Source organism: uncultured Hymenobacter sp., from assembly GCF_964242765.1.
GTDB lineage: Bacteria > Bacteroidota > Bacteroidia > Cytophagales > Hymenobacteraceae > Hymenobacter.
Map to the genome: position 1 here is coordinate 22,960 of NZ_CAXTBM010000011.1, position 22,296 is coordinate 45,255.

General features: G+C 58.3%; 23 protein-coding genes and 1 pseudogene. 16 read left to right on the plus strand and 8 right to left on the minus strand.

Features of this window, described 5'->3' with window-relative positions; genetic code table 11:
- Positions 1-16: 16 nt before the first annotated feature.
- Together ACFE7X_RS06400 and ACFE7X_RS06405 are read right to left on the minus strand one after the other, a co-directional pair.
- Complete coding sequence (locus tag ACFE7X_RS06400) at positions 17-682, minus strand: hypothetical protein (protein ID WP_375434839.1); 666 nt, start codon at positions 680-682, stop codon at positions 17-19.
- A gap of 369 nt (positions 683-1,051) precedes the next feature.
- Positions 1,052-1,342: a hypothetical protein gene (locus ACFE7X_RS06405; protein WP_375434840.1), complete on the minus strand. Its 291-nt coding sequence runs from the start codon at positions 1,340-1,342 to the stop codon at positions 1,052-1,054.
- Between the two features lie 403 nt (positions 1,343-1,745).
- Between ACFE7X_RS06405 and ACFE7X_RS06410 the strand changes: the two genes are divergently transcribed.
- Together ACFE7X_RS06410 and ACFE7X_RS06415 are read left to right on the plus strand one after the other, a co-directional pair.
- Positions 1,746-2,582: a helix-turn-helix domain-containing protein gene (locus ACFE7X_RS06410; protein ID WP_375434841.1), complete on the plus strand. Its 837-nt coding sequence runs from the start codon at positions 1,746-1,748 to the stop codon at positions 2,580-2,582.
- A gap of 209 nt (positions 2,583-2,791) precedes the next feature.
- Positions 2,792-3,529, plus strand: coding sequence for an SDR family oxidoreductase (locus tag ACFE7X_RS06415; protein WP_375434842.1), 738 nt, complete (start codon positions 2,792-2,794; stop codon positions 3,527-3,529).
- A 44-nt stretch (positions 3,530-3,573) separates the two neighbouring features.
- Here ACFE7X_RS06415 and ACFE7X_RS06420 read toward each other — a convergent pair whose 3' ends face one another.
- The 4 genes from ACFE7X_RS06420 to ACFE7X_RS06435 all read right to left on the minus strand — a co-directional run bounded on the left by ACFE7X_RS06420 (position 3,574) and on the right by ACFE7X_RS06435 (position 6,803).
- On the minus strand, positions 3,574-4,005 hold the full coding sequence (locus tag ACFE7X_RS06420; protein WP_375434843.1) for a luciferase family protein: 432 nt from the start codon (positions 4,003-4,005) through the stop codon (positions 3,574-3,576).
- A gap of 53 nt (positions 4,006-4,058) precedes the next feature.
- Complete coding sequence (locus ACFE7X_RS06425; RefSeq protein WP_375434844.1) at positions 4,059-4,949, minus strand: NAD(P)H-binding protein; 891 nt, start codon at positions 4,947-4,949, stop codon at positions 4,059-4,061.
- 84 nt (positions 4,950-5,033) lie between these two features.
- Positions 5,034-5,771 carry an SDR family oxidoreductase gene (locus ACFE7X_RS06430; RefSeq protein ID WP_375434845.1) on the minus strand — a complete coding sequence of 246 codons (738 nt, stop codon included), beginning with the start codon at positions 5,769-5,771 and terminating at the stop codon, positions 5,034-5,036.
- A gap of 90 nt (positions 5,772-5,861) precedes the next feature.
- Positions 5,862-6,803, minus strand: coding sequence for a helix-turn-helix domain-containing protein (locus ACFE7X_RS06435; protein ID WP_375434846.1), 942 nt, complete (start codon positions 6,801-6,803; stop codon positions 5,862-5,864).
- 93 nt (positions 6,804-6,896) lie between these two features.
- Between ACFE7X_RS06435 and ACFE7X_RS06440 the strand changes: the two genes are divergently transcribed.
- From ACFE7X_RS06440 to ACFE7X_RS06465, 6 genes are all read left to right on the plus strand, one after another.
- Positions 6,897-7,019, plus strand: coding sequence for a hypothetical protein (locus ACFE7X_RS06440; RefSeq protein WP_375434847.1), 123 nt, complete (start codon positions 6,897-6,899; stop codon positions 7,017-7,019).
- On the plus strand, positions 7,016-7,186 hold the full coding sequence (locus ACFE7X_RS06445; RefSeq protein ID WP_375434848.1) for a hypothetical protein: 171 nt from the start codon (positions 7,016-7,018) through the stop codon (positions 7,184-7,186). Before ACFE7X_RS06440 ends, ACFE7X_RS06445 begins: the two co-directional genes overlap by 4 nt.
- Positions 7,187-7,303: 117 nt before the next feature.
- Entirely contained in the window at positions 7,304-7,420 is a 117-nt protein-coding gene (locus ACFE7X_RS06450) for an SDR family oxidoreductase (protein ID WP_375434849.1), read from the plus strand.
- 342 nt (positions 7,421-7,762) lie between these two features.
- Positions 7,763-8,362 (plus strand): Crp/Fnr family transcriptional regulator, encoded by a 600-nt coding sequence (locus ACFE7X_RS06455; protein ID WP_375434850.1) that lies wholly within the window; start codon positions 7,763-7,765, stop codon positions 8,360-8,362.
- A 52-nt stretch (positions 8,363-8,414) separates the two neighbouring features.
- A complete protein-coding gene (locus ACFE7X_RS06460) occupies positions 8,415-8,660 on the plus strand; it encodes a hypothetical protein (RefSeq protein WP_375434851.1) in 246 nt (81 codons plus the stop codon).
- 66 nt (positions 8,661-8,726) lie between these two features.
- Positions 8,727-8,864 (plus strand): hypothetical protein, encoded by a 138-nt coding sequence (locus ACFE7X_RS06465; RefSeq protein WP_375434852.1) that lies wholly within the window; start codon positions 8,727-8,729, stop codon positions 8,862-8,864.
- A gap of 619 nt (positions 8,865-9,483) precedes the next feature.
- Here the strand turns inward: ACFE7X_RS06465 and ACFE7X_RS06470 are convergent.
- Entirely contained in the window at positions 9,484-9,810 is a 327-nt protein-coding gene (locus tag ACFE7X_RS06470; protein ID WP_375434853.1) for an ArsR/SmtB family transcription factor, read from the minus strand.
- A 592-nt stretch (positions 9,811-10,402) separates the two neighbouring features.
- Here ACFE7X_RS06470 and ACFE7X_RS06475 point away from each other — a divergent pair.
- The 3 genes from ACFE7X_RS06475 to ACFE7X_RS06485 are packed head-to-tail and all read left to right on the plus strand — an operon-like array spanning position 10,403 to position 16,162.
- Positions 10,403-11,545 carry an efflux RND transporter periplasmic adaptor subunit gene (locus ACFE7X_RS06475; protein WP_375434854.1) on the plus strand — a complete coding sequence of 381 codons (1,143 nt, stop codon included), beginning with the start codon at positions 10,403-10,405 and terminating at the stop codon, positions 11,543-11,545.
- A 5-nt stretch (positions 11,546-11,550) separates the two neighbouring features.
- Positions 11,551-14,724 (plus strand): efflux RND transporter permease subunit, encoded by a 3,174-nt coding sequence (locus ACFE7X_RS06480; RefSeq protein WP_375434855.1) that lies wholly within the window; start codon positions 11,551-11,553, stop codon positions 14,722-14,724.
- Between the two features lie 13 nt (positions 14,725-14,737).
- Entirely contained in the window at positions 14,738-16,162 is a 1,425-nt protein-coding gene (locus ACFE7X_RS06485; RefSeq protein WP_375434856.1) for an efflux transporter outer membrane subunit, read from the plus strand.
- Between the two features lie 275 nt (positions 16,163-16,437).
- On the opposite strand, the gene ACFE7X_RS06490 is transcribed toward ACFE7X_RS06485, so the two are convergent.
- A complete protein-coding gene (locus ACFE7X_RS06490) occupies positions 16,438-16,782 on the minus strand; it encodes a hypothetical protein (protein ID WP_375434857.1) in 345 nt (114 codons plus the stop codon).
- Between the two features lie 477 nt (positions 16,783-17,259).
- On the opposite strand from ACFE7X_RS06490, the gene ACFE7X_RS06495 reads away from it, so the two are divergent.
- From ACFE7X_RS06495 to ACFE7X_RS06515, 5 genes and pseudogenes are all read left to right on the plus strand, one after another.
- Complete coding sequence (locus ACFE7X_RS06495) at positions 17,260-17,928, plus strand: toxin-antitoxin system YwqK family antitoxin (protein ID WP_375434858.1); 669 nt, start codon at positions 17,260-17,262, stop codon at positions 17,926-17,928.
- A 429-nt stretch (positions 17,929-18,357) separates the two neighbouring features.
- Positions 18,358-18,531 carry a hypothetical protein gene (locus tag ACFE7X_RS06500; RefSeq protein ID WP_375434859.1) on the plus strand — a complete coding sequence of 58 codons (174 nt, stop codon included), beginning with the start codon at positions 18,358-18,360 and terminating at the stop codon, positions 18,529-18,531.
- Between the two features lie 689 nt (positions 18,532-19,220).
- Positions 19,221-19,378, plus strand: a pseudogene (locus tag ACFE7X_RS06505) (magnesium chelatase); the annotation flags it as partial.
- Positions 19,379-19,387: 9 nt separating this feature from the next.
- Positions 19,388-20,422 carry a quinone-dependent dihydroorotate dehydrogenase gene (locus ACFE7X_RS06510; protein ID WP_375434860.1) on the plus strand — a complete coding sequence of 345 codons (1,035 nt, stop codon included), beginning with the start codon at positions 19,388-19,390 and terminating at the stop codon, positions 20,420-20,422.
- An 862-nt stretch (positions 20,423-21,284) separates the two neighbouring features.
- The gene (locus ACFE7X_RS06515) at positions 21,285-22,265 is read left to right on the plus strand and encodes an aspartate carbamoyltransferase catalytic subunit (protein WP_375434861.1); all 981 of its coding nucleotides are present in this window, start codon (positions 21,285-21,287) and stop codon (positions 22,263-22,265) included.
- Positions 22,266-22,296: the final 31 nt, after the last annotated feature.

The window sequence follows — 22,296 nt, forward strand, 5'->3', positions numbered from 1 at the left end:
CTAAGGGGCGAGTGGCTTACCGGTGGCCGAAATTATAGCGCAGGCCCAAGGCGCCTGCCGGGGTTATATCCCGTAAGGCCCGCAGGCTGGTGCTCACCATTCCATCGGCGACGGCCTCCAGGTGCGCGCTGAGCCGGTAGCGCACGCTCGCGCCTCCCGTGAGTAAGACGTCTGTATTGCGCGATTGCTGGTCGTAGGTCCCGAAGCCCCCGGGCGCGTTTGTATCGGGGTAGGAACCCGTGCCGTCATAGGAGTAATGGTGCAGCGTCAAGCCGCCGAGCCCGTCGACCTGCAACCGGTGGGCCAGCGTGCGGGTGAGCGTGTAGCGCCCCAGCGCCGACAGGGAAGTGGACCGGTTGCCATACGTCCGGGAGTAAGGAAGAAGTGTGCCATTGGCTTGCGGCACGAAGCCCGCAATACCCCCTTCCGTGGCCGCGGACACCCCGCTCACCTGCAGGGCTAGGCGTGGGCGCAATTGGTAGCCGAGTGTGAGCTGTATAGGAGAGGTGAACGGTAGCCCGTCGCGGCGACCCCAGTGCTCGTGTTGGCTGCTATAGGCCCCCACCCCCACATAAAAACGGTAGGCGGGTGCCTCGTCAGTAGGGGCCGCAGTAGATTGTGCGCAGCTGAGGAGGGGAATGCTCACCAACAGGCCGCAAAAGGCAAAGTGACAGAGTCGCATAACAACCAGGGAGAAGATGGTGGGGTAAGTCTACAGGAAGAAACCGAAAGGCCCTGCATCGTTGCATTCCAGACAGAATATAAAACCGAGAGCAGCAGATAGAACAAGTGCTTAGATTAAAAAAATACTGGATCAGGCACTAGCAAAGCAGAGATGGACTTTAGTGCTTTTCTGAAGCTGGTGCGAGACCAATTACTATTTCACTTAACTTTTCCAAAAACAAATATCCGATCAGAGCAATGCCGGGCGTAGCTATATAGTTGGTGGGCATCAGCATCACTATGCCAAGTTGAACGCCGTACGCCAGTTTGGCGCTGCTAGCACCATTGGGCCCGGCGAAAGAGGATTTGTCGCACAAGCTCTCGCCGGTCAGTGGCGTTGGATGGCAGAGGTAAAGACCAGTGGCCCTAATGCGTATGGCAACGCTGGTACTATCAGAATGTCGAGCTTGGTGGCGACGCCTTCCGGCGAGGTGTACGTAACGGGAGTCGCCAGCGGCAGTGCTCTACAAATAGCCGAAAAAAGCAGTAGAATGCTAGCGTAGTCCGGCGACGCCCCCGACTCATGGACGCTGCCGGCGGCAATAACGCAGAGCGTATTTGGTCTGAGTAAGTAGGTGACTTCGTCAATGGTCAAGGTTACTGCCCGGCCAATATCCACATGAGTTTATAGAGTTGGGCGTGGCCATGCGGCACGTAATGGGTGTTGCTGGGAGCAGCACCGGCGTGGCCCACGCGCAAGACGTTGAAAAACCGGTTCGGGTCCGCTGTTTCCTTCGTGTTGTAGAGTAAAAAATTTGGGAATCAGCACCTCTTTCATTTTCGATGAACAACCAGCGCGCCGATTAGTACCGCTACGTAGAGAGCTTATCATTACGGAAGGGAGCACAAGTAAGAGAGGGCACACAGCCAGTGTGGTAGCCGCTTGGTTGGGTGGCCCGCTGAGTAAAGCAAATTCGGCCTTCTAAACAAAGTGCCCCGGCGAAGGGCGGCCTAATTTTGTTGTACCAAGTAGCCCTTCGTGTTGGAGCACACTATTCGGCACGCACGTAATTCCAATCTCAATGACCTGCAAGCAACAAAACCGCTACGCGGAAATGATACTCGTTTGTCACGGCGACCGGCGCTACGGCAGGGAGGTAACCTTCGAGGACAACATCCTGGTGAGCGTGCTGGCCGGCGAGTTGAAAGTGGTGCAGGCCGACCGCACGCGCTACTGCGGACCGGGCGACACAGTGCTATTGCCCCGAAAGCAGCCCGCTCTTCTGCTGAAGTACCCCAAAGACGGCGTCGCCTACCGGGCCGTGGTGCTGAAGCTGCCCACGGCCCTTGTCAAGGAATATTACACGCAGAACCCGCCGGCACCCGCTCAACCAGCTTCTCCCGGCCTGTTGCTGTTCCCGAAAAGCCCGCTGTTGCAAAGCCTTTTCGCTTCGCTGCTGCCTTATTTGGAGCTGGAACACCGCTTGCCGGAAAAGCTGCTGGCCGTGAAGATTACGGAGGTGCTGGAAATCCTGCGCAGCCTCGACCCGCGGAGCGACGGGGTGCTGGCCGACTTCGCCGAGCCCGGAAAGCTGAACCTGGTCGAGTTCATGGAAGCCAACTACATGTTCAACATCTCCTTGGCCGAGTTTAGCTACCTGACCGGCCGCAGCCTCACCACCTTCAAGCGGGACTTCAAAAAAGCGTTTCATCTGAGTCCGCAGCGCTGGCTTACCCAAAAACGCTTGACGCTGGCCCACTACCAGTTAGCCGAGAAAAGCCGGAAGCCCGTGGAGGTGTACCTGGAGGTCGGCTTCGAGAATCTCGCGCATTTTTCGTTTGCCTTCAAAAAGCAGTTCGGCTATTCTCCCACGGCCCTGGCGGGGCACGGGCTCAACTACCGGCCGGTCGCCGGCTGAGGCCGCAAGCCACCAACTCCTTTCCAATAGCCCCGCGTTCCGCCGCGAGTAGCGTCCCTGCGGGCGTTCAGGGCTCCCTATGCTTGTCGCAACTACTCGGCAACCCCTCGCAAATATCTCAACGGCAATGATATACCTCTTGTCACACTACCCGGTTGGAGTGGTTCCGCCGGTTCATTTTCCCATACAAGTTCACAACATTCAACCATATGAAGTCAGCATTGGTAACCGGCGCAAACAAGGGCATTGGCCTGGAAGTCGCCAAACAACTCGCCCAGCAGGGCTTTTTCGTGTACCTCGGCAGCCGTAAATTAGAAAGTGGCGAGGCCGCCGTCCAGCAACTCTGCGCCGCGGGGCTCACGACCGTCGAGGCCGTACAACTAGATGTCACCAAGCCCGAGTCCATCCGGGCGGCCCGGGCAGCAATTGGCGAGAAAACGTCGGTGCTGGACGTGCTGGTCAACAACGCCGGCATCTCCGGTAGCATGTCCCAAACGGCCCGACATGCCACGTTGGAGCAGTTGCGGACCGTGTTTGAAACCAACCTGTTCGGCGTAGTTGGGGTCACGCAGGCCTTCCTCGACCTGCTGGAAAAAGCGTCACAACCCCGCATCGTCAACGTGAGCACCGCCATGGCATCGCTGACGACCTACGCCGACCTCGATAATCGCAATTTCGACTACCGCTTCCCCGTGTACCAGTCGTCGAAAACGGCCCTGAACATGTACACCGTCAACCTGGCCCACGAACTGCGGGACACGGCCTTCAAAGTCAACGCGGTGTGTCCGGGCTACACCAAAACGGACTTTACGGGTCACCAAGGCACCAGCACGGCCGAGGAGGCCGGGCAGCGCCTCGTCAAGTATGCGCTGCTGGGCCCGGATGGCCCTACCGGCCAGTACTTCAGTGAGGAATACTTTCCCGCCCCGGCCAATTGCCCGTGGTAGTCTCCTAATCAGCCCAAGCGCGTCCTTTGCAGTTGCGCCTGCGGTTAAGCAGCGGGCCGGTAAGCGGCAATTGCGGCGACCAACTTGGCCTCGGAGTGGCCGCGCAGCCGCTGGTAATTCAGTTCGAACAGCCAGGTGGCGTGCGCCGCGTCGGCAGCGGTGCGCACTCGGAACTCCGTCCAGCCTCTATACTGCGCGCCGCCAAAGCGCATGGGCTGCGCCCAGCCGCCGGCCACCAGCGCCTGCCCCACGGCGGGGCTGCTGGCCAGGTGCACGTCGCCGCTGAGGTGAATGTGGCCCAGTTCTTCCTCGCCCACGTAAAAATCGGCTCCGTCCACCACTTCGCCCACCCGGTAAAGGTCCCAGTGCGCGGCAGCAATAATGCCGGGCCAGCCCTGAATGGCTTGCGAAACGGGTTCGAGCACGGACGCCAGGGTGGGCACGGACGCCAGGGGGCCTTTATCAGAAAGTTTCATTGGGTTTGATTTTAGGAATGGATGAGGTTGACACTGACCTTCCCGGCGCGCACTCAGGCTTTCTGAAACGCCGTGGCAAACTCCTTAGCGAAATCTTCGGCTTTCACCTTTCCCATCGTTTGGGGCTGGTGCTGAAGGTAGCCCTGCCGCATGGCCCCGCTGTGGATGCTGGCACCCAGTTCTACGTAGCTGGTGGCGATGTGGGCCGGCACGCCCTGCGCTTCCAGGGCGCGTTGCGTCTGTTTGTCGTCGAAGGTGAGCCATTGCAGGTCGGGCTGGCCGATGGCCGTGCCCAGCGCCCGCGCCACCTCGCGGGCGGGGCGCTCGTCGCTGGCCAGGTAGCGCACGCGGGTGCCAGGGGCCGCCGTTTTCGTCAGCTCTTCAGCGGCGGCGGCGGCAATATCTGTGGGCGCGGACAGCACGATTACGTCCTCGCCGCCGTAGTTCGAGCCGATAATCCCCTGCACCTTTATCATCCCAACGAAGCCGTACAGGTTGTAGTAGAAAGAACCCGGCCGCAGGTGGGTCAGCGCCACGTCGGGCAGCGCGTTCAAGATGCCTTCAACTTGATGCGAACCTAAGATGAAGCCAGTGCCCTGGTCCAAGTCGGCGCCCCAGCTGCTCAGGTGCACCACCCGCCGCACGCCCGCTTGCTGAATGGCCTGGGCGTAGCTATGGCCGATGGTTCGGTAATGGGCCAGCACGTCGGGCGCGGCCATGTTGGGCGGCACCATGCAGTACACGGCGTCGGCGTCGGCAAAGGTGGTAGCCAGAAAATCGGCGTCTTCCAAAGAACCGATGGCCGCCGTGGCGCCCAACGCCTCAATGGCGGCCCGCTTGTCGGCCTTGCTGCTGATGACCGTGACGGCGTGGCCTTCGCGAACCAGCTGTTGGGCCAGGGGCTGACCAATGTGCCCCAATGACCCGGTGAGAATGATTTTCATGGTTTTGGAAAGAGGTTTAGTGTAGTGAAGCTGATTGCTGATTGCCAAGCGGTAACAGCTCCGCGGCCAACTGCGGGGCCGGCGCTACCAGGGACTGATGCCCGTTTCGGGGGCGTTGTCGTCGCTGAAAAATTGGCCGGTAGGTCCATCAGGGGCCAACAAGGCGGCTTTGACGACGCGGGCGGCGGCATCGGGCACGGTGCCGGGGCCGCTGTGGTGGTTGAAGTCGGTGGCGGTATAGCCGGGGTCCACGGCATTGACTTTGAACGGCGTATCGCGCAGCTCCTGGGCCAGCATCACCGTGTAGGCATTCAGGGCCGCTTTGGACGGGTGGTACGCCGCGCCCGTGATGTTGTAATACCTCCACGTCGGGTCGTGGTGCAGGGTCAGCGAGGCCAGTCCCGTCGTCACGTTCACGATGCGGGGTTCCGGTGCTTGCCGCAGCAGGTCGATAAACGCCTGCGTTACCGATATCACCCCAAAGACATTGGTTTCGAACACTTGCTTAATCAAGTCGACACTAGTGCTGAGCGTGGGTTGCGGCATCCCCCCGCTGATGCCGGCATTGTTGACGAGCACATCCAGCACGGCCGTTTTCTGGCCTACTGCCTCGCGGGCCTCCGTGATGGAGGCGCTATCAGCAACATCAAGCTGAAGGGGCTCGACTTGGGTGAGTCCTTCGGCGTGAAGTTGGGCCACGGCCTGCTGGCCGTTTTCCAGGCTGCGGCTGCCCAGGTACACGTAGTAGCCCTGCTGGAGCAGTTGGCGGGCGGTTTCCAAGCCGATGCTTTTGTTGGCGCCGGTAATGAGAGCGTACTTCATGGGAAGGGGCTAGTGAGTTAACTGAACAGCACAAAGGTCCCCCCACTGGAAGCGGTTCCCTAACGAGATTCAAACGAATGTGTAAGACATTCAAACCACCGGCGAGGTGGGGGCGTGCTCCCGACTAAGCAAGGCGCGCAGCGCCGACGGCGTGGTGGTGGTTTGCTTTTTAAAGAAGTTGTTGAAATACGTGGGGTATTCAAACCCCAGCCCGTAGGCAATTTCGGCGGTGCTCCAGCTCGTGTGCTGGAGCAGGGCTTTGGCCTCGGCGATGATGCGCTCGGCAATGTGCGCGGACGTGGGTTTGCCGGTGAGCGCGCGCACGGCCCGATTGAGGTGGTTGACGTGTACCGAAAGCTGGCGGGCAAAGTCGGCTGGGGTGCGCAGCTTCAGCCCGTGGTCGGGCGAGTCGATGGGAAACTGCCGCTCCAGTAGCCCTTGAAACAGGGTTACGATGCGCGAGGCAGCGTTGGGATGCTGGTAGTAGGTAGCCTGCGGCTGCAATTTCAGCGCCTCGTGGATGACCAGTCCCAGGTAGTTGCGCACCACTTCCTGCTGGTAGCGGTAGCCCGAATTCAATTCTTGGAGCATCTTGCCGAAGAGGTGGGCCAAGTCGGCGTACTGCGCCTCGTCCAGAAAAAACACCGGGTCGCTGCCGAGCCGGAACAGCGGGGACTCCTGCAAGCTGGCCGCGCGGTCCCGCAGAAGGAATTCCTCGGGAAACATGCACAGATAGCCGCCCTGCTCTTCCGACACGGGCTCCCAGGAATAGGGAATGAGCGGGTTGGAGAAAACCAGCGCGGGCCGTTCAATCAGCACGCCGCGGGTGGCGTAGTTGTAGCGGCTGCGGCCCGTAGTCAGGGCTACCTTGTAGTAATCGCGCCGGCCAAACGTGAGTTGGCGCATGCGGAACTGTTCGCGGGCATACACATTGACCTGGCCCGAAGCAACGATGGCTGGCAACGGAGCAGCGGGGACGTCCAGACTGCGCGGGTCGGGCAGCGTAGTTGAAACCAAGGGAGATAGAGCCATGCGCAAAGCTAAGCTAAGCAAATCAAACCAGGTCAAGGCTCGGTTGCTAACGAGCCGGCTTAGTCGAGGTAATCGGGGAAACACTTCCTGACTGTGATTTTCCTCGTGCGCTGGATGATTAAACTCACCAACTTCCACCTCACCTTCGCCGACCACTATCGGCAGGAAACCCTGCTGCGGGAACCCGGCCTGAACTGGACCATTGCCCGGCCGTGACTCTGAACGACAAGGAACAACCCAGAGAGATGCTCGTAGGCTACGACCGTACACTGGCACCGTTCTCTATCAGCCGGCGGCAGTTGGCCAGGTTCATAGTGGGCTGCCCGGCCAGCAACGACTACGTGCGCAAAGCCCCCCTGCTGGCGGCCTACACCCGCGGCTGAGCCCGCGACCTAGCCCCGCGCAACATCACGGTCAACATCGTGCAGCCCGGCCTCATCGAGACGGACATGACCCCCACGGACGCCGCCACCCTGGCCGCGCTGCGGTAACCCATTGCCTTGGGCCGGTTGGGCACGGCGCAGGAAGTCGGAGAGGTCGTGGCATTTCTGGCTAGCGATACGGTCAGCTACATCACGGGCGCCCCCTTAAACGTGGACGGGGGCTGGTCTGTTTGAGAGCAGCAGTTCCCCTGCCTACGTTGCTGCCTTTGACTATTCAGAATGGCAATATCCGCGTCGATAAGTTCGTAAGCCGGGCTTTGGTTGAACCACTCGTTTACCCTGGCTTGGCTTACCAAGGCGTTTCCCGGATGCGTTGAATTCGCCGGCGTGATTGAAAAATTTGCCATTGGGGCCGTCCGCGGGCAGAGTGGCGTAGTGCACCACCACGTCAGCCGCCTCGTTGGAGGAAATAAGCAAGGGCAGCTATGGTAGATAACTTTATCTAAACGTTGAACAAGCTCCTCTTTGACCGACTTTCGCCAATTGAGTTTTGTGTCAAGCTTTTAGCCGACCCCCATGTACCCCGACATCTTGGCCAACGTCGCTCGTCACATCTCGCTCACGCCCAACGAGGCGGCCTTTTTTACGACGCTGCTCGTGCCCCAGCACATTGTCCGCTCCGGCGCGTTGCTGGTGGCCGGCCAGCGGGCGCAGTACCTCACGTTTGTGGTGCGGGGCTGCGTGCGCACCTATGCCACCGATGCTCACGGCAAGGAGCATATTCTGGCGTTTGCGACCGAAGGCTGGTGGTGCACCGATAATGCCGCTTTCTTTAATCGGGCCCCGGCCACGCTTGCGCTGCAAGCCCTAGAAGCTACCGACGTGCTGCACTTGGGCCTCGACCACCTGGAACGGCTTTGCCAGCAGGTACCTAAGTTCGAGCGCTTCTTTCGCATTCTCACCCAAAACGGCTACCAGCTCTTGCAGCGCCGCCTCGAAGCCCACCTAGAGTTGAAGGCCGAGGTTCGCCTATCGCAGTTTGAACGCCAGTATCCACGGCTGCGCCAGCGCGTGGCTCAGAAGCATATTGCCGCGTATCTGGGCGTTACGCCCGAATTTTTGAGTATGCTGCGCAAAAAAATGGCTAACTGGCGGGCGGTTCTTAAACTACTTTAAGTGTTGCCGCACAGGTTCGGGCGTCTTTTGTAGGAAACAACCACCTTCAGCTATGACAACCCCCAACCATGCCGCCGTCACGGCCGCTGCCCCACCCCTTGAACTCAACTACGAATCCCTACTGGCGGCGGCCCGCGAGCTGCCCGCCGACCAATCCGTGCTGATGCTGAACCTGGTGCGCTACCGGGCGCAGGCCGACTATGGCGCGGATTCGACCGAAGCACCGTGCTCCGGGCGGGAGGCGTATCAAGACTATATTCAAGCCTTTGTGGCGCACAACTCGATGGAGGAAGTTTAGGTATTCTTCCAGGGACCGGCCCTAACCACGCTGGTCGGCCCGGCGGGCGAGCAGTGGGACGACATTGTGCTCGTTCAGTATAAAAACTTGGACGTGTTTCGCCGTTGGGTTGAAAGTCCCTTTTATGCCGCCGAGGTCAACCCCATTCGCAAAGCCGCCCTGGCCGACTGGCGCCTGATTATGTCGACTCCACCGGCTAGCTAAAAGCACCTTGGCAGAGTCTATTGGCTGCCAGTTTACTGGGTTGGTGCCAGTTCAGCGGGGCCGAGAACGTGCTGTGACGGGCTTCTTTTGGCTTCGGTCTTTTTGGCATACCTCCCAAAACGTACAGTAGTGCCTAACCCGCTTCAGTTGTATAGTCCCAGAATGAGCTAGTGTGTTAGGAGTAAAAATAGGGGACCTTTTTGGTGTTGGACACCGATAAACTAGTGCGGCATTAAGCCGCGCAAAGTTTTGAGGTATTTAGCGTGGTTATAAGCTATTAAACGATGATAACCCGAAAAGTCATCGTCGTTTACGCATCAGCTTGGGCGCGTTTCGGCTTCAACTGGCTGATTGGACTAATTTCGCTACTTATCGATTTCGTATTTGCCGTCCTCGAGTACGTGAACAAGCACGTTATAATTCTTTTGATAATGCGCCGAACAAGACGCCTATGCCAGTGCTGGCGCGCAATTGCAATTAACCTACGACAAAATCTAGAGCAGAGTGAGCCATCTGGGCATGCTAGCCCAAAAGGACAGTAGCACTGAGTTGTACACTCGTTTTCATCGGTCCTATATCAAGTTTCTTACCCTCTTCTAAGCCTTAGCTAACGCCTTACTTAATTTTCTTTTTGGTAAGCCTCGAGAATAGCATCAATCAAGGGGCCGAATTTCGACAGCACATCTTTATCGCGCACCCTATTGTGTAATTCTACCCCCTTTCGTTCGCTCCGAACCAGACCCGATTCCCGCAAAACAGTGAAATGCTTCGACAACGTCGACTTAGGCAGCGGCGTGTCATAGACATTTAGAAAAGCGGCGCAATTCCGGGTACAATCCGAATCGAGCAGCCCCAACAGGATGCGCACGCGCACCGGGTCGGCCAAGGCATGTAAGATGCCTTGGACCGTAATTTCTTCGATTGGCGGATGATAGAGCGGGCGCATAACAACGGGAATAGACTACGTGAACAACAATTATTTCTGGTGGGGGCAATTCCACACAAGCTCAGCACTTGCGGATAAGGTTCAAGCATGTTCAAAAAACAAAGCCGTTATCATCTTGACCTACAACGGCTGATGGCAAGTTATCGTCGCTTTTAAAAAATTGTTGCGCAATTAAAAAACTTATGGGCCGCTTCATTAGTTCACATGTTCGAAACAATGAAACAAGAATAAATAGTTGCATCACAAACATTGCTATTGGACGCGCGCCTGTCAATCCATTTGTTATTTTTTCCACTCACTTAAAGGCAGTATTCCCCTTCAGACCTCTGAGTTTCCCAAGTCCAGAATCATTTTATCCTAGATGAAATTTGCCGGCTTGCTCGGTTAGAAGCAGCATCTCGCCCCTGAAATAATTGCCCCGAATGGGCAATACCTGAACTTGCTAAAAGGCCGCTGGCAAGCACTAGCCACGCCCCGCTCATCCCGTATCTGTGGGTACGTCCGGCTGCGGCTAATAAAATCATTCCTGTTTCCGGTTCTTCACTTGCCCGCTTTTCAGCGACGGCTTGCCGGCGCTCAACTACCTAATAACATGAAAGTTACCTATTTACTTCTGGCCTCGTTTTTATACGGCTGCTCAGAAAATCAAGCCTCCCAGCCGGCGCAACCGGCGCCTTTACAGGCGCTGCCGGTTGTCCAGATCCGCGCGGGGAGCGCCACTACCTATCAGGATTACCCGGCGTCCATCGAAGGGACCGTAAACGTGGAAATTCGGCCGCAGGTGAGCGGCACCCTCGACCGGGTGTTTGTCGACGAAGGCGCCTTGGTGCGGGTCGGCGAGCCACTGTTTAAAATCAACGATGCTCCTTACCGCGAGCGGCTGAATACGGCACGGGCCAGCCTGCACGCGGCCCAGGGAGCCCTGGCCAACGCGCAGCTGGAAGTAACCAAGCTCACGCCGCTGGTGCAAAACAAGGTCATTGCCGATTTCCAGTTGAAAGCGGCTCAGGCCGCCCGCCAGATTGCCTCGGCCAGCATCGAGCAGGCCCAAGCCGAAGTCGCCGCGGCGCAGATTAATTTGGGCTACACCCTGATTAAAGCCCCAGTGGGCGGCTACCTCGGCCGCCTGCCCAAAAAGCCGGGCAGCCTGGTGACGCCCACCGACGCGGTGGCGCTCACCAACCTGTCCGACGTGCACGAGGTGCACGTTTACTTCGCGTTGGGCGAAACGGATTTCATCCGGTTCAAAGCCCAATACGCGGGCAACACGTTGGCCGAGAAAATCAAGCAACTGCCTGCGGTAGAGCTGGTACTGCCCGATGGCAGCACCTACGCCCGCCCGGGCCGGATTGATTTGCTCGACGGGCAGTTCGATAAAAACACAGGCACGATTACGGTGCGGGCCTCCTTCCGCAACCCGGATGGGCTGCTGCGCTCGGGCAATACCGGCAAGGTGCGGCTGGGTTTGGCCTTCGCCAACGCCGTGGCCGTGCCGCAGATCGCCACCCTCGAAATGCAGGACAAAGTTTTCGTCTTTCTGGTCGGCGACAGCAACAAGGTCAGCAAGCAGCCTATCGTCATTGCTGGCAAAAGCGGCCCCAACTACCTCGTGCAGAACGGTCTGAAAGCCGGCAACCGCATTGTGTACAGCGGCTTCGACCACTTGCACGAAGGGGAAGTCATTCAGCCCACGAAACCGGCAGCGACGCCGGACAACCCCCTCGTTAAGAACTAATTATCATGCTCAAGCAATTTATCGACCGTCCGGTTTTAGCCACGGTCATTTCCGCACTGCTCGTCATCCTGGGGGTGATTGGCATGCTCAACTTGCCCCTGGAACGGTTCCCCGACATCGCGCCCCCGGCCGTGCAGGTTACCGCCATTTACCCCGGGGCCAACGCCGAAACGATTCTGCGCTCGGTTGCACCCTCGCTGGAAGAGTCTATCAACGGGGTCGAGAACATGATGTACATGAGCTCGACGGCCAGCAACGACGGCTCGCTGGTTATTTCGGTGTTTTTCGAATCGGGTACCGACCCCGACCAGGCGGCCGTCAACGTGCAAAACCGCGTCGCGCAGGCCACCAGCCAACTGCCGCCCGAAGTGGTGCAGCGGGGCATCACCACCTCCAAGCAGCAAAATGGCCTGATGATGGTGCCCGCTCTCTACAGCGACAACGCCGAATACGACGAGACCTTTCTGACCAACTACGTCAACATCAACGTTATTCCCGATATCAAGCGCATCAAGGGCGTGGGCCAGGTGGCCTTGATTGGCGGCAGCAAGGATTATTCGATGCGCATCTGGCTGAAGCCGAGCCAGATGGCGGCCTACCAGATGAGCACCCAGGAAGTACTGGCCGCCATTCAGGACCAGAACCTGGAGGCCGCGCCCGGCAAATTCGGTGAGTCGAGCCAAGAAGCGTTTGAGTACGTTATCAAGTACGACGGCAAGGTGAACAAACCCGTTGATTACGAAGAATTTGTGATTCGGGCCAACCCCGACGGTTCGGTTTTGCGGCTCAAGGACGTGGCCCGGGTGGAACTCGGCTCGGCCAGCTACGTCAGCAAAACGCTGCTCAACGGCAATCCGTCGCTGGCCCTCATTATCTCGCAGTTGTCGGGCTCCAATGCCAACGAGATTCAGATTGAAGTGGGCAAGTTGCTGGAAAAAGCCAGCACCAGCTACCCCAAAGGCATGCACAACATGATGCTGTTCAGCACCAAAGTCGCGCTGGATGCCTCCATCGAGCAAGTCCAACACACGCTGATTGAAGCGTTTATTCTGGTGTTCATCGTCGTGTTCCTGTTTTTGCAGGATTTCCGCTCGACGCTGATTCCGGCCATTGCCGTACCGGTGGCCATCATCGGCACGTTCTTCTTTATGCAGCTCTTTGGCTTCACCATCAATTTGCTGACGCTGTTTGCGCTGGTGCTGGCCATCGGCATCGTGGTCGACGACGCCATTGTGGTGGTGGAGGCCGTGCACGCCAAAATGGAACACCAACATTTGGCCCCCAAGCCGGCCACGCTGGCGGCCATGCACGAAATCACGGGGGCCATTATTTCCATCACGCTGATTATGTCGGCCGTGTTTCTGCCCATCGGGTTGATGAAGGGCTCGACCGGCCTCTTTTACCGGCAGTTTGCCTTTACGCTGGCCATTGCCATTGTCATTTCGGCCGTGAATGCCCTCACGCTCAGCCCGGCCCTGTGCGCGCTGTTGCTGCGCGACCTGCACCCGCAAGCGCAGGACGGAGAGCCGAAGCCCCGCAACTTCAAGGAGCGGTTTTTCCTGGCCTTCAACACCGGTTTTGCTAATCTGACCAACAAATACGTGGGCAGCCTGCGCGTGCTGGTACGCCGGAAGTGGCTGAGCCTCGGCGCTCTGGCGGCGCTGGTGCTGGTTACGGGCGTGATGGTGCAGCGCACACCGACTGGGTTTATCCCGACCGAGGACGTGGGCTTTCTGGCCGTCGCCTATTCGCTGCCCGCCGGCTCGTCGCTGCAACGCATGAACCAAGTGGCGGAGCAGGCCCGGCAGGAACTCAACAAAATGCCGCAGGTGCTCGGCGTGGACGTTATCAGCGGCTTCAACCTGCTCACCAACTCCACCAGCTCTTCGTCGGCCATCATATTCGTGCTGCTGAAACCGGAGGCCGAGCGCGGCCCGGTGAAAAAGGTCCCCGACCTCTTGGCCCAGATGCATGCCCGACTAGGGGCCGTGAAGGGCGGAAACGCCTTCGTGTTTGAGCTGCCGGCCGTGCCCGGCTTCAGCAATATCGAGGGCCTCGACGTGGTCCTCCAGGACCGGACCGGCACGGGCGAGCTGGGCAAATTCAGCAACACCGCCAATGGCTTCCTGGGCGAATTAATAAAGCGCAAAGAAATTGCCGTGGCCTTCACCACGTTCAAAGCCGACTACCCCCAGTACAACCTGGAAATCGACAAGCGGAAAGCCAAGCAGTTGGGCGTGAGTATGCGCGATTTGCTGCAAACCATGCAAACGTACTTTGGCAGCGTGCAGGCGTCCGACTTCAACCGGTTTGGCAAGTACTACCGCGTGGTCGCCCAGGCCGACATTGCCGACCGGAGCGCGCCGGAGGCGCTGAACGCCATTTTCGTTAAGAACAACCTGGGCAACATGGTGCCCATCAACACCCTGGTGCAGCTAAAACGGGTGTACGGCCCCGAAACGGCCTCCCGCTACAACCTATTCAACTCGATTTCCGTGACGGCCATGCCCAAACCCGGCTTCAGCTCCGGCGACGCCATCAAGGCTGTGGAAGAGGTGGCCCAAACGGCCCTGCCCGAGGGCTACACCTACGAGTTTTCGGGTTTGACCAAAGAGCAAATCAGCTCGGGCGGGCAGGCGGTGCTCGTGTTCAGCTTGTGTCTGGTGTTCGTGTACTTCCTGCTCGCCGCGCAGTACGAGAGCTACATCCTGCCGTTTGCGGTGATTCTCTCCATTCCCACGGGCATATTTGGGGTCTTCGCCGCCATCGGCCTGGCCGGAATTGAGGACAATATTTACGTGCAGGTGGCGCTCATCATGCTCATCGGTCTGCTGGCCAAAAACGCCATCCTCATCGTGGAGTTTGCCGTGCAGCGGCGCGAGGCCGGCCTGTCCTTGGTCGAAGCCGCCCTGGAAGCGGCGCGCCTGCGGCTGCGGCCCATCATTATGACGTCGCTGGCCTTCATTGTGGGCATCACGCCCATGATGCGCGCCACGGGGCCATCGGCCATTGGCAACCATTCCATCAGCATCAGCGCCGCCGGTGGGATGTTGTCCGGGGTAGTGCTGGGCTTATTTATTATCCCGGTTTTGTTCGTGGTGTTTCAGGCCTTACAAGAAAAAATCAGTGGGAAACCGACCGCGCCCGTGGCGGCCAAAGAACAATTAAGCCTGGCCTAACCTGGGCATTCTTATGAAACAGTTGATTAACCGCCGAACTACGTTCGGCCTGCTGCTCGCGCTCCACTTTTTGGGCGCCTGCAAAGTATCGCAGGATATGGCCGCGCCCGACCTGGGCCTGCCCGCCAGCTACCGCAACGCGGCGGCCGGGGCCGATACCACGTCCGTGGCCCGCCTGCCCTGGCAAAGCTTCTTCGCCGACCCGCAGCTGAAAACGCTGATTGGCGACGCCCTGGCCCACAATAACGACTTGCTGGTGGCCGTGAAAAATATCGAAGCCGCGCAACTCACCTTACGCCAGGCCCGGCTGGGCAACCTGCCGGCCGTAAACCTGCAAGCCACGGGCACCTACACCCGGCCGTCCGACAACAGCCTCAACGGCCTCACCCTAAGCCAGTTTCTAGGCCAGCGGCACGTCGAAGACTACAACTTGGGGGCCGCCTTGTCGTGGGAGGCCGACATCTGGGGCCGGATTCGGAGCCGAAAGGCGCAGGCCCTGGCCGAGTACCTGCAAACCGAAGAAGCCCGCAAAGCCGTGCAGACCCAGCTTATTAGCAACGTAGCTCAGGGCTACTACAACCTGCTGTTGCAGGATGCGCAGCTAGTTATTGCCCGCCGCAACATCCAGCTCAACGACAGCACCTTGCGCATCATCGAGCTGCAATTTCAGGCCGGGCAAGTGACGTCCGTGGCCGTGCAGCAGGCCCAGGCCCAGCGGCTGACGGCGGCCCGCCTGGTGCCGCAGTTCGAGCAGGAAATTGCCGTGCAGGAAAACGCCCTCAGTGTGCTCAGCGGCCGGCTGCCCGCCCGCGTGGGCCGCGACGCCCGGCTTGCTGCGGAAGCCGTGCCCAGCACGTTGCCAGCCGGAGTGCCGGCCGCGCTCCTCAGCCGCCGGCCCGACGTACAGTACGCCGAGCTGGCCCTGGCGCGGGCCAACGCCGCCGTGGGCATTGCCAAAGCCGGCCTGTATCCCTCGCTCACCATCACGGCCCAGGGTGGCCTGAATGCGTTCAAAGCCAGCAACTGGTTTAACATCCCAGCTTCCCTGTTTGGGGCCGTGGCGGGCGGGCTCACCCAGCCGGTATTTCAGCGGCGGGCCCTGCGCACGCAGTACGAATTGGCCCGCGTGGGACGGGAGCAAACGGTTCTTCAGTTCCGGCAGTCGGTGCTGGTGGCCGTCGAGGAAGTATTCGATGCGCTGGTCCGGCTCGACAAGCTCAGCCAGCAGCAGCAACTCGCGGCCGAGCGGGCCAGCACCTTGCGCCAAGCCACGCGCAACGCCCAGTTGCTCTTCGCCAATGGGCTGGCCAACTACCTGGAAGTCATCACCGCCCAAAGCAACGGGCTGCAAAGCGAGCTAGAGTTGGCCGCCCTCAAAAACGCCCAGCTAAACTCGACCGTCGAGCTGTACCGGGCCGTGGGCGGCGGCTGGCAATAGGCTGTTGCTTGCAGCGGGTTCCAAGCCGGTGTCTTGTCCTGCAATGGGTGTTGTTAAACAAATAAGGCAAAACTGAGGTGGTCTAGCCAAGCCGGCCACAATTGGGACGTAGTTTGAAGTTGCGTTCGAAGTGGCTAGGGGCTACATAGCCCAAGGCAGAATGCCGCCGTTCGGCGTTGTAAGTAGCGATGTAATGACTGGGTTCTAGCGGCTGCCGTCCTTCTACACCGTATTGGCTAAAAGCAACATTCATAAGAGGGCGAACGCAGGCCTCCTTAGTTAGGAGTGAACGAGGTATCAGACTTAACTATCTTCCACTCCGCTTTCCGGTGCGGTGTAGCCCACCCCTTGATGAGAACTGCGGCTTTTTCGCCTTGTAGCCTGATATAAAACGGCAGAGAATCCTTGGACAGATCATGTCTGTTAAAGCTGTATTCCTCGGCATAGATCGGTCCTGTTCTGCTAAGCACCAGTTCCGCACGCTTCGCCTGATCCACCGCTTCGAGTAGAAAAGCAGGATTTTGGCTGTGTATATACCACTGGCCGAGTTTGTTGAGCGCCCCGACAACAAGGAAGGCCGCAACGAGCACCAGGAGAAGGGAACGGGATACTTTGTTCATGTTATGTACTCTTGAGAGGCGACCCCTCGCCTCCCTTCTGACGACAAAGCGTATAGGGCGCGTGAAATTACAAGCCGTCCCCGGTATCCAGACGCTGGCCATGCTGGCTGGCAGAAAACCATCCTCTACAAGGACGCCCTTGCTGAACGAACCTGGGGAAGGTATGCATCATCTGCCGCTAAGAGGAGGCTAGTCGGTATGCCGGGGTAAGCATGACATATCTCGCTCCCCAACCAGCAGCCACGCCAGTAGCCATATAAGATAAAGCCGCACTCATCGGCGGAAAATCTAAGCGGGTGAAGAAGTGTCCGATATGTTGTTTTTATAATATAAACTTCCCCCAGCATACTATTTGCCTTGTAGTGGTGCTATCCTGTCTTAATTATTATTCTTATTTACTAAGACAGCGTCCTCTTGCATCTCAACCAGTATGTTTGTTCCGGTTGCTAAAAAGAATAAACTTTACCTGTTAGCTGTATGAAAAGCAGGATTCGGCAATGGCGCAACTTGTTGCTGCTACTTCCGCTCTCTTGGGGTGGGGCAAGTTGCCAGTCCGATCAGCACGAACATCTTGAGCAGCAGTTTTACCCGGATGGCATGCTACAGGTCGCCGCAACGATAAAAAGCGGCCAACTGCACGGGCTCACCACCTGGTACTATCCTACTGGTAGGGTGAAAAGCACTACATCTTGGTTCCACGACAAGCGCGTTGGCATCGCGCGCTTGTACTATCCCAACGGTCGCCTGCAGGAAACCACCTGCTGGGTCAACGGACAGCGCACGGGCCCCAACCAGTTCTTTGATTCGACGGGCCGATTGGAAGCGAGCATGACCCTGGTGCGGGACAAGTTGAACGGCCCGAGCCGGCGCTATTACCGCAATCGGATGCTGCAAGAAGCATCCTACTACCAAAATGGACAGCTGAGAGGCACCGTCCTCTATGATTCGCTCGGCCACGCCCAAGAAAAGCAGTACTATGATGCGCAGAGCAAGCTGATTGGTATCAGTGCCTTCGACAACGTAGGCAGACCCTACCCGCCGACGCTGATGCCTTTGCTCGACGTACCGGATACGATTATCTGGGGCGAACGGTACAGCGGCTCGATCCGCTTCCGCGCAAGGCCACGTTGCTCGTCGGAACGGTAGGGTAAGATCGCCAAGCCGTGGATCGGTATCCGATGCTCGACACGCTGGTGGTCGTTGCTCAAAGCTCAGACGGACACTTTTACTTTTCTTTCTCGCCCACGCATGCGGGACCGAATACGTTCAGCTACAAATTTACACAACCGGGCAGCGAACAAGATTCGCTCACCGTTGACAACTTGTCTAGTTCGCACCGGTTCTTCGTTAAGTCCCTGTCAGCAACACGTTAAATTGTCACAAGCTTCTTATGGTACTTACTACGAAAGTAAGCGGCGGTTTCCCCTCTTACTTGATCTGTCCGAAAGCTAGATTACCTCACCCAGAGCGTTCTATTAAACAGAGCGTTTACTTATCAGACAGCCAATTTTAACGGAATGCCTAAACTGTTTCAGCTAGAATGGGGTGTAGGCTGGTGCCCAGTTGTTTCATTTTTTGGCCTTTACACTTCTGCCTTCGTTGGCCGATTTGTGCAGCACCACTTCCGGGGCAAGTACCGCACACCCCTCTCGTGGCGCATTCCACCACCGACCCAACCAGCGGCTAGGTCTGGCCATGGCGCTACCACAGACGACGCTGACGCCTTACGGTCGCCCGCTGCAACTCTGAGCTGAGTAACTGAGCGCATCCTCTTGCCGGTTAGGCGTCCTGGGTAAGCAGAGAGTTCTGCAACAGCCACTACAGCTTTTTGGGCCTGCTTGGGACAGCTTACAGTGTATCCCTTTGCTGCTATAAGAAGGCCAGATAGTTCATAATGGTCTTTTTAGGGCAGCGAGAAGGAAAATTACCTTAAGTCCTGCATATTTTCCTGTCGTCTTCGGGCGGCAACGTCCACCTACTGGTTGCCATAACCACCGGGGCTGTTACAAGGCACTACAAGCAAGTCTTAAACGAGCTGATGGAGGCGTGCACGTCCAAAAGAGGGCGCCTTACGCTTTACAGAGCACTTGAGGTAAGGCAAATGCGTCTTCAAGAGTTCAGCAACAGTCACAAGTTAACTTAAAGCCACTGTTTCATTAGCTCGTGCAAATAGGGTTCAACACCGTCAGATGGCTGTACCTTGCACATGCTAAGCATAGTTGCCGAACATGCAAAAAGAGTTGCCTTACAGGTTTCGGTTCCCCGACGATATCCTAGCTGTTGAAAAACCGGCCAGAAGGGTGCGCAAGGGCCGGTTTTCAGGCGGAAGGCCCACTTTAATTAGGATAGGCCCACCCGGCGCGGGTAAGATGCTGGCCAAACGCTTGCCCAGCATCTTGCCGCCGCTGAGCAAGCAGAAGGCGCTGGAGACTACCAACGCCATGAAGTGCCTGGGTCTCTCGGCCTGGGCTTGCGACCGGATTCTGAAAGGGCCCGCACCATCGCCGACCTGGCCGGCACCGAGGAAATTAAGATTCAACACCTGGCCGAACCCAGTCAATACCGAAAGCTTGACCTTGAGGGTTGGGCCAGCTAACAATCGCACATGTATAAGGCACTCGTAAAACCTGCACTGTTTAACCTCGACGCCGAGCGCGCCCATCACCTGGTTTTCGATAACCTGCGGCGGGCTGCCCGCGTACCGGGGGCCAAGGCCATGCTCCGGGGCCTGTACGACTTTCAGCACCCGAGCTTGGCCCGGGAGGTATTTGGACTCAAATTCCCTAACCCGGTGGGTTTGGCGGCGGGGTTCGACAAGAACGCGGCCCTGACCGATGAGCTAGCAACGCTGGGCTTTGGGTTTGTGGAGATTGGCACGGTAACGCCCCGGCCGCAGTCCGGCAACCCGCAGCCGCGCCTGTTCCGCCTGCCGCAGGACGAGGCCCTGGTGAACCGCATGGGCTTCAACAACGACGGCGCGGCGGCCGTGGCCGCGCGGCTGGCGCGGCGCCAAAACCGGCAGCTTCTCATCGGCGGCAACATTGGCAAGAACAAGGACACGCCCAACGAGCAAGCCGCCGAGGACTACGTGGCCTGTTTTGAGGCACTGGCTGAGGTAGTCGACTACTTTGTGGTGAACGTCAGCTCGCCCAATACGCCCAACTTACGCCAACTGCAAGAGAAAAAACCTCTGATAGAGTTGTTGCAACGCGTACAGGAACGCAACCTGAGCCGTGCCCAGCCGCGCCCCCTGCTGCTGAAAATAGCCCCGGACCTGACCGATTCGCAACTAAATGACATTCTCGACATCGCCAGCGAAACCAAGCTTAGCGGGCTGGTTTCAACCAACACCACCATCAGCCGGGAGGGCTTGGCCACGGATGCCCGGCAGGTGGCGGCGTTGGGAGCAGGCGGCCTGAGCGGGCGGCCGCTCCGGGCGCGGGCCACCGAGGTAATTCGCTACTTGCACCAGCGCAGCCAGGGCGAGCTGCCTATCATCGGCGCCGGCGGCATTCACTCGGCGGCCGATGCGCAGGAAAAACTAGCCGCGGGCGCGTCGCTGGTGCAGCTTTACACGGGCTTTATTTACGAAGGCCCGGCGCTAGTGAGCCGGATTAACAAGGCGTTGGCGCGGGGGTAGTAGTGCAATGGGAGCAGTTGATTTCCTTGCCAAATTCAATCTTTGATGCCACTGAAACGAGAGCGTAATCAGTGAGCGGCACGGCCGGGCCTTGGTAAGGCCGCACGTACCGAGGAAATCAACTTCCCTGAAATTTCACCCGGCAGCCCGCAGGGGCAGCGGCCGGGTGAGGTAGCGAGCGGTGAAAACTGGAAAGGGCTGGCCCGTTGCCAATTCCACAGCAATATCGAGTACTTCATCGGCTGCTTGCCGCCGGAGAGTGGCAGCCCGCTAGCTGAGGCTGTGGAATAAAGAGCTAAAATTAAGATGGATTGTGCTTGCAAAGCAATTGGGTACGCAAGCCATAATTTTTTTTGATGGTGAAAAGAACAACAAAAAGTGCGTGGTTTAGCCTGATAGGTTGAAAATGAAATTCAAGAAAAGCGGTGCGAAAAAAATTAATCTTGCCGATGGATTGCCGGGCTTAACAATGCCGTAATTTTGCAGCATGCTTCAACCAAAAAACCTGTTGATGAAGCGCGGGGACCTGCTCGGCAGGGAACCGCGGGTGGACCGGAAGGTCTTCGCCACCATCGGTTCTCCCGATTTCGCGTCTGGTATTTCCGTTGTTTTTTCTGAGTGTTGCCCCGCCACCGTTTCGGATTCCGAAACGGTTTTTTTATGTCCGTTGAGTTCGTCGGCCGCTGCCCCGCAGTCAATTCATATCTCCCACGGACGCCAACACTCCCTTCCCCAACCGTGGCGGCTGACGCCATTGCTTCAACCCACACCGGTAGCCCGTTTCTGCGTCATGGGTAGTGACAGATAAGACTTCACATTGCCCTTTTTAGTTAGATAACCTCATTTTCCTCAACTATTTGGTATGGCACGTAAAGACCTGCTCGACATCGCATCCCTTCACCGTGAGGAAATCGAGTTCCTGCTCGATCAATCCACGTCCTTTAAAAAACTGTTCACCCGCTCGGTGAAAAAAATCCCCGCCCTCGAGGGCAAGTCCGTGCTCATGTTGTTTTATGAGGCCAGCACCCGGACGCACTCCTCCTTCGAGGTGGCCGCCAAGCGCCTCTCAGCGGAGGTGACGAACTTCAACGTCGAGCATTCCTCCATCACCAAAGGCGAGTCGGTGCGCGAGACAATCGAGACGCTCCAGGCCATGCGCACCGACTACATCGTCGTCCGCCATAGTCACTCTGGCTTGCCCGGCATGATTGCCCGCCAAACCACGGCGTCGGTCATCAATGCCGGCGACGGGGCGCACGAGCACCCCACCCAGGCACTGCTGGACGCCTTCACCATCAAGGAAAAATTCCCCGACCCTAGGGGCAAAAAAGTCCTTATCATCGGCGATATCCTCCACTCTCGCGTCGCGCGCTCCACCAGCACTCTGCTGCAGAAGCTGGGCGTCGAAGTCGCTTATCTGGGCCCGGGCTCACTGGTGCCCAAGTACGGCCCTGCAACCATCCCTCGCTTCACCGACTATGAAACGGCCATGGCCTGGGCACCCGATGTCGTGTACTTGCTGCGCGTGCAGATGGAGCGCCAGGACGTGCAGTATTTCCCCAACGTGCGGGAATACCACCGGGTCTACGGCATCACCAACGCCCGGCTGGCGGAAATCCGTGACCGTGGCCTCTACGTTATGCACCCCGGCCCCGTGAACCGGGGGGTTGAACTGTGCGACGCCGTCATGGACTACGAGCGCAGCCTGATCACCAACCAGGTCGAAAACGGGATTTCCGTTCGCATGGCCGTACTCGACTGGCTCACGCCGGGCGGGGAGTTCCCGCGGCAGGAATCGTATGTCGCACAGCAGCGAGCCAGCTCGAAGGTGGTTATGCCCTAAACGCCAGACGCGGCGGCTAATTCCGCCCGTG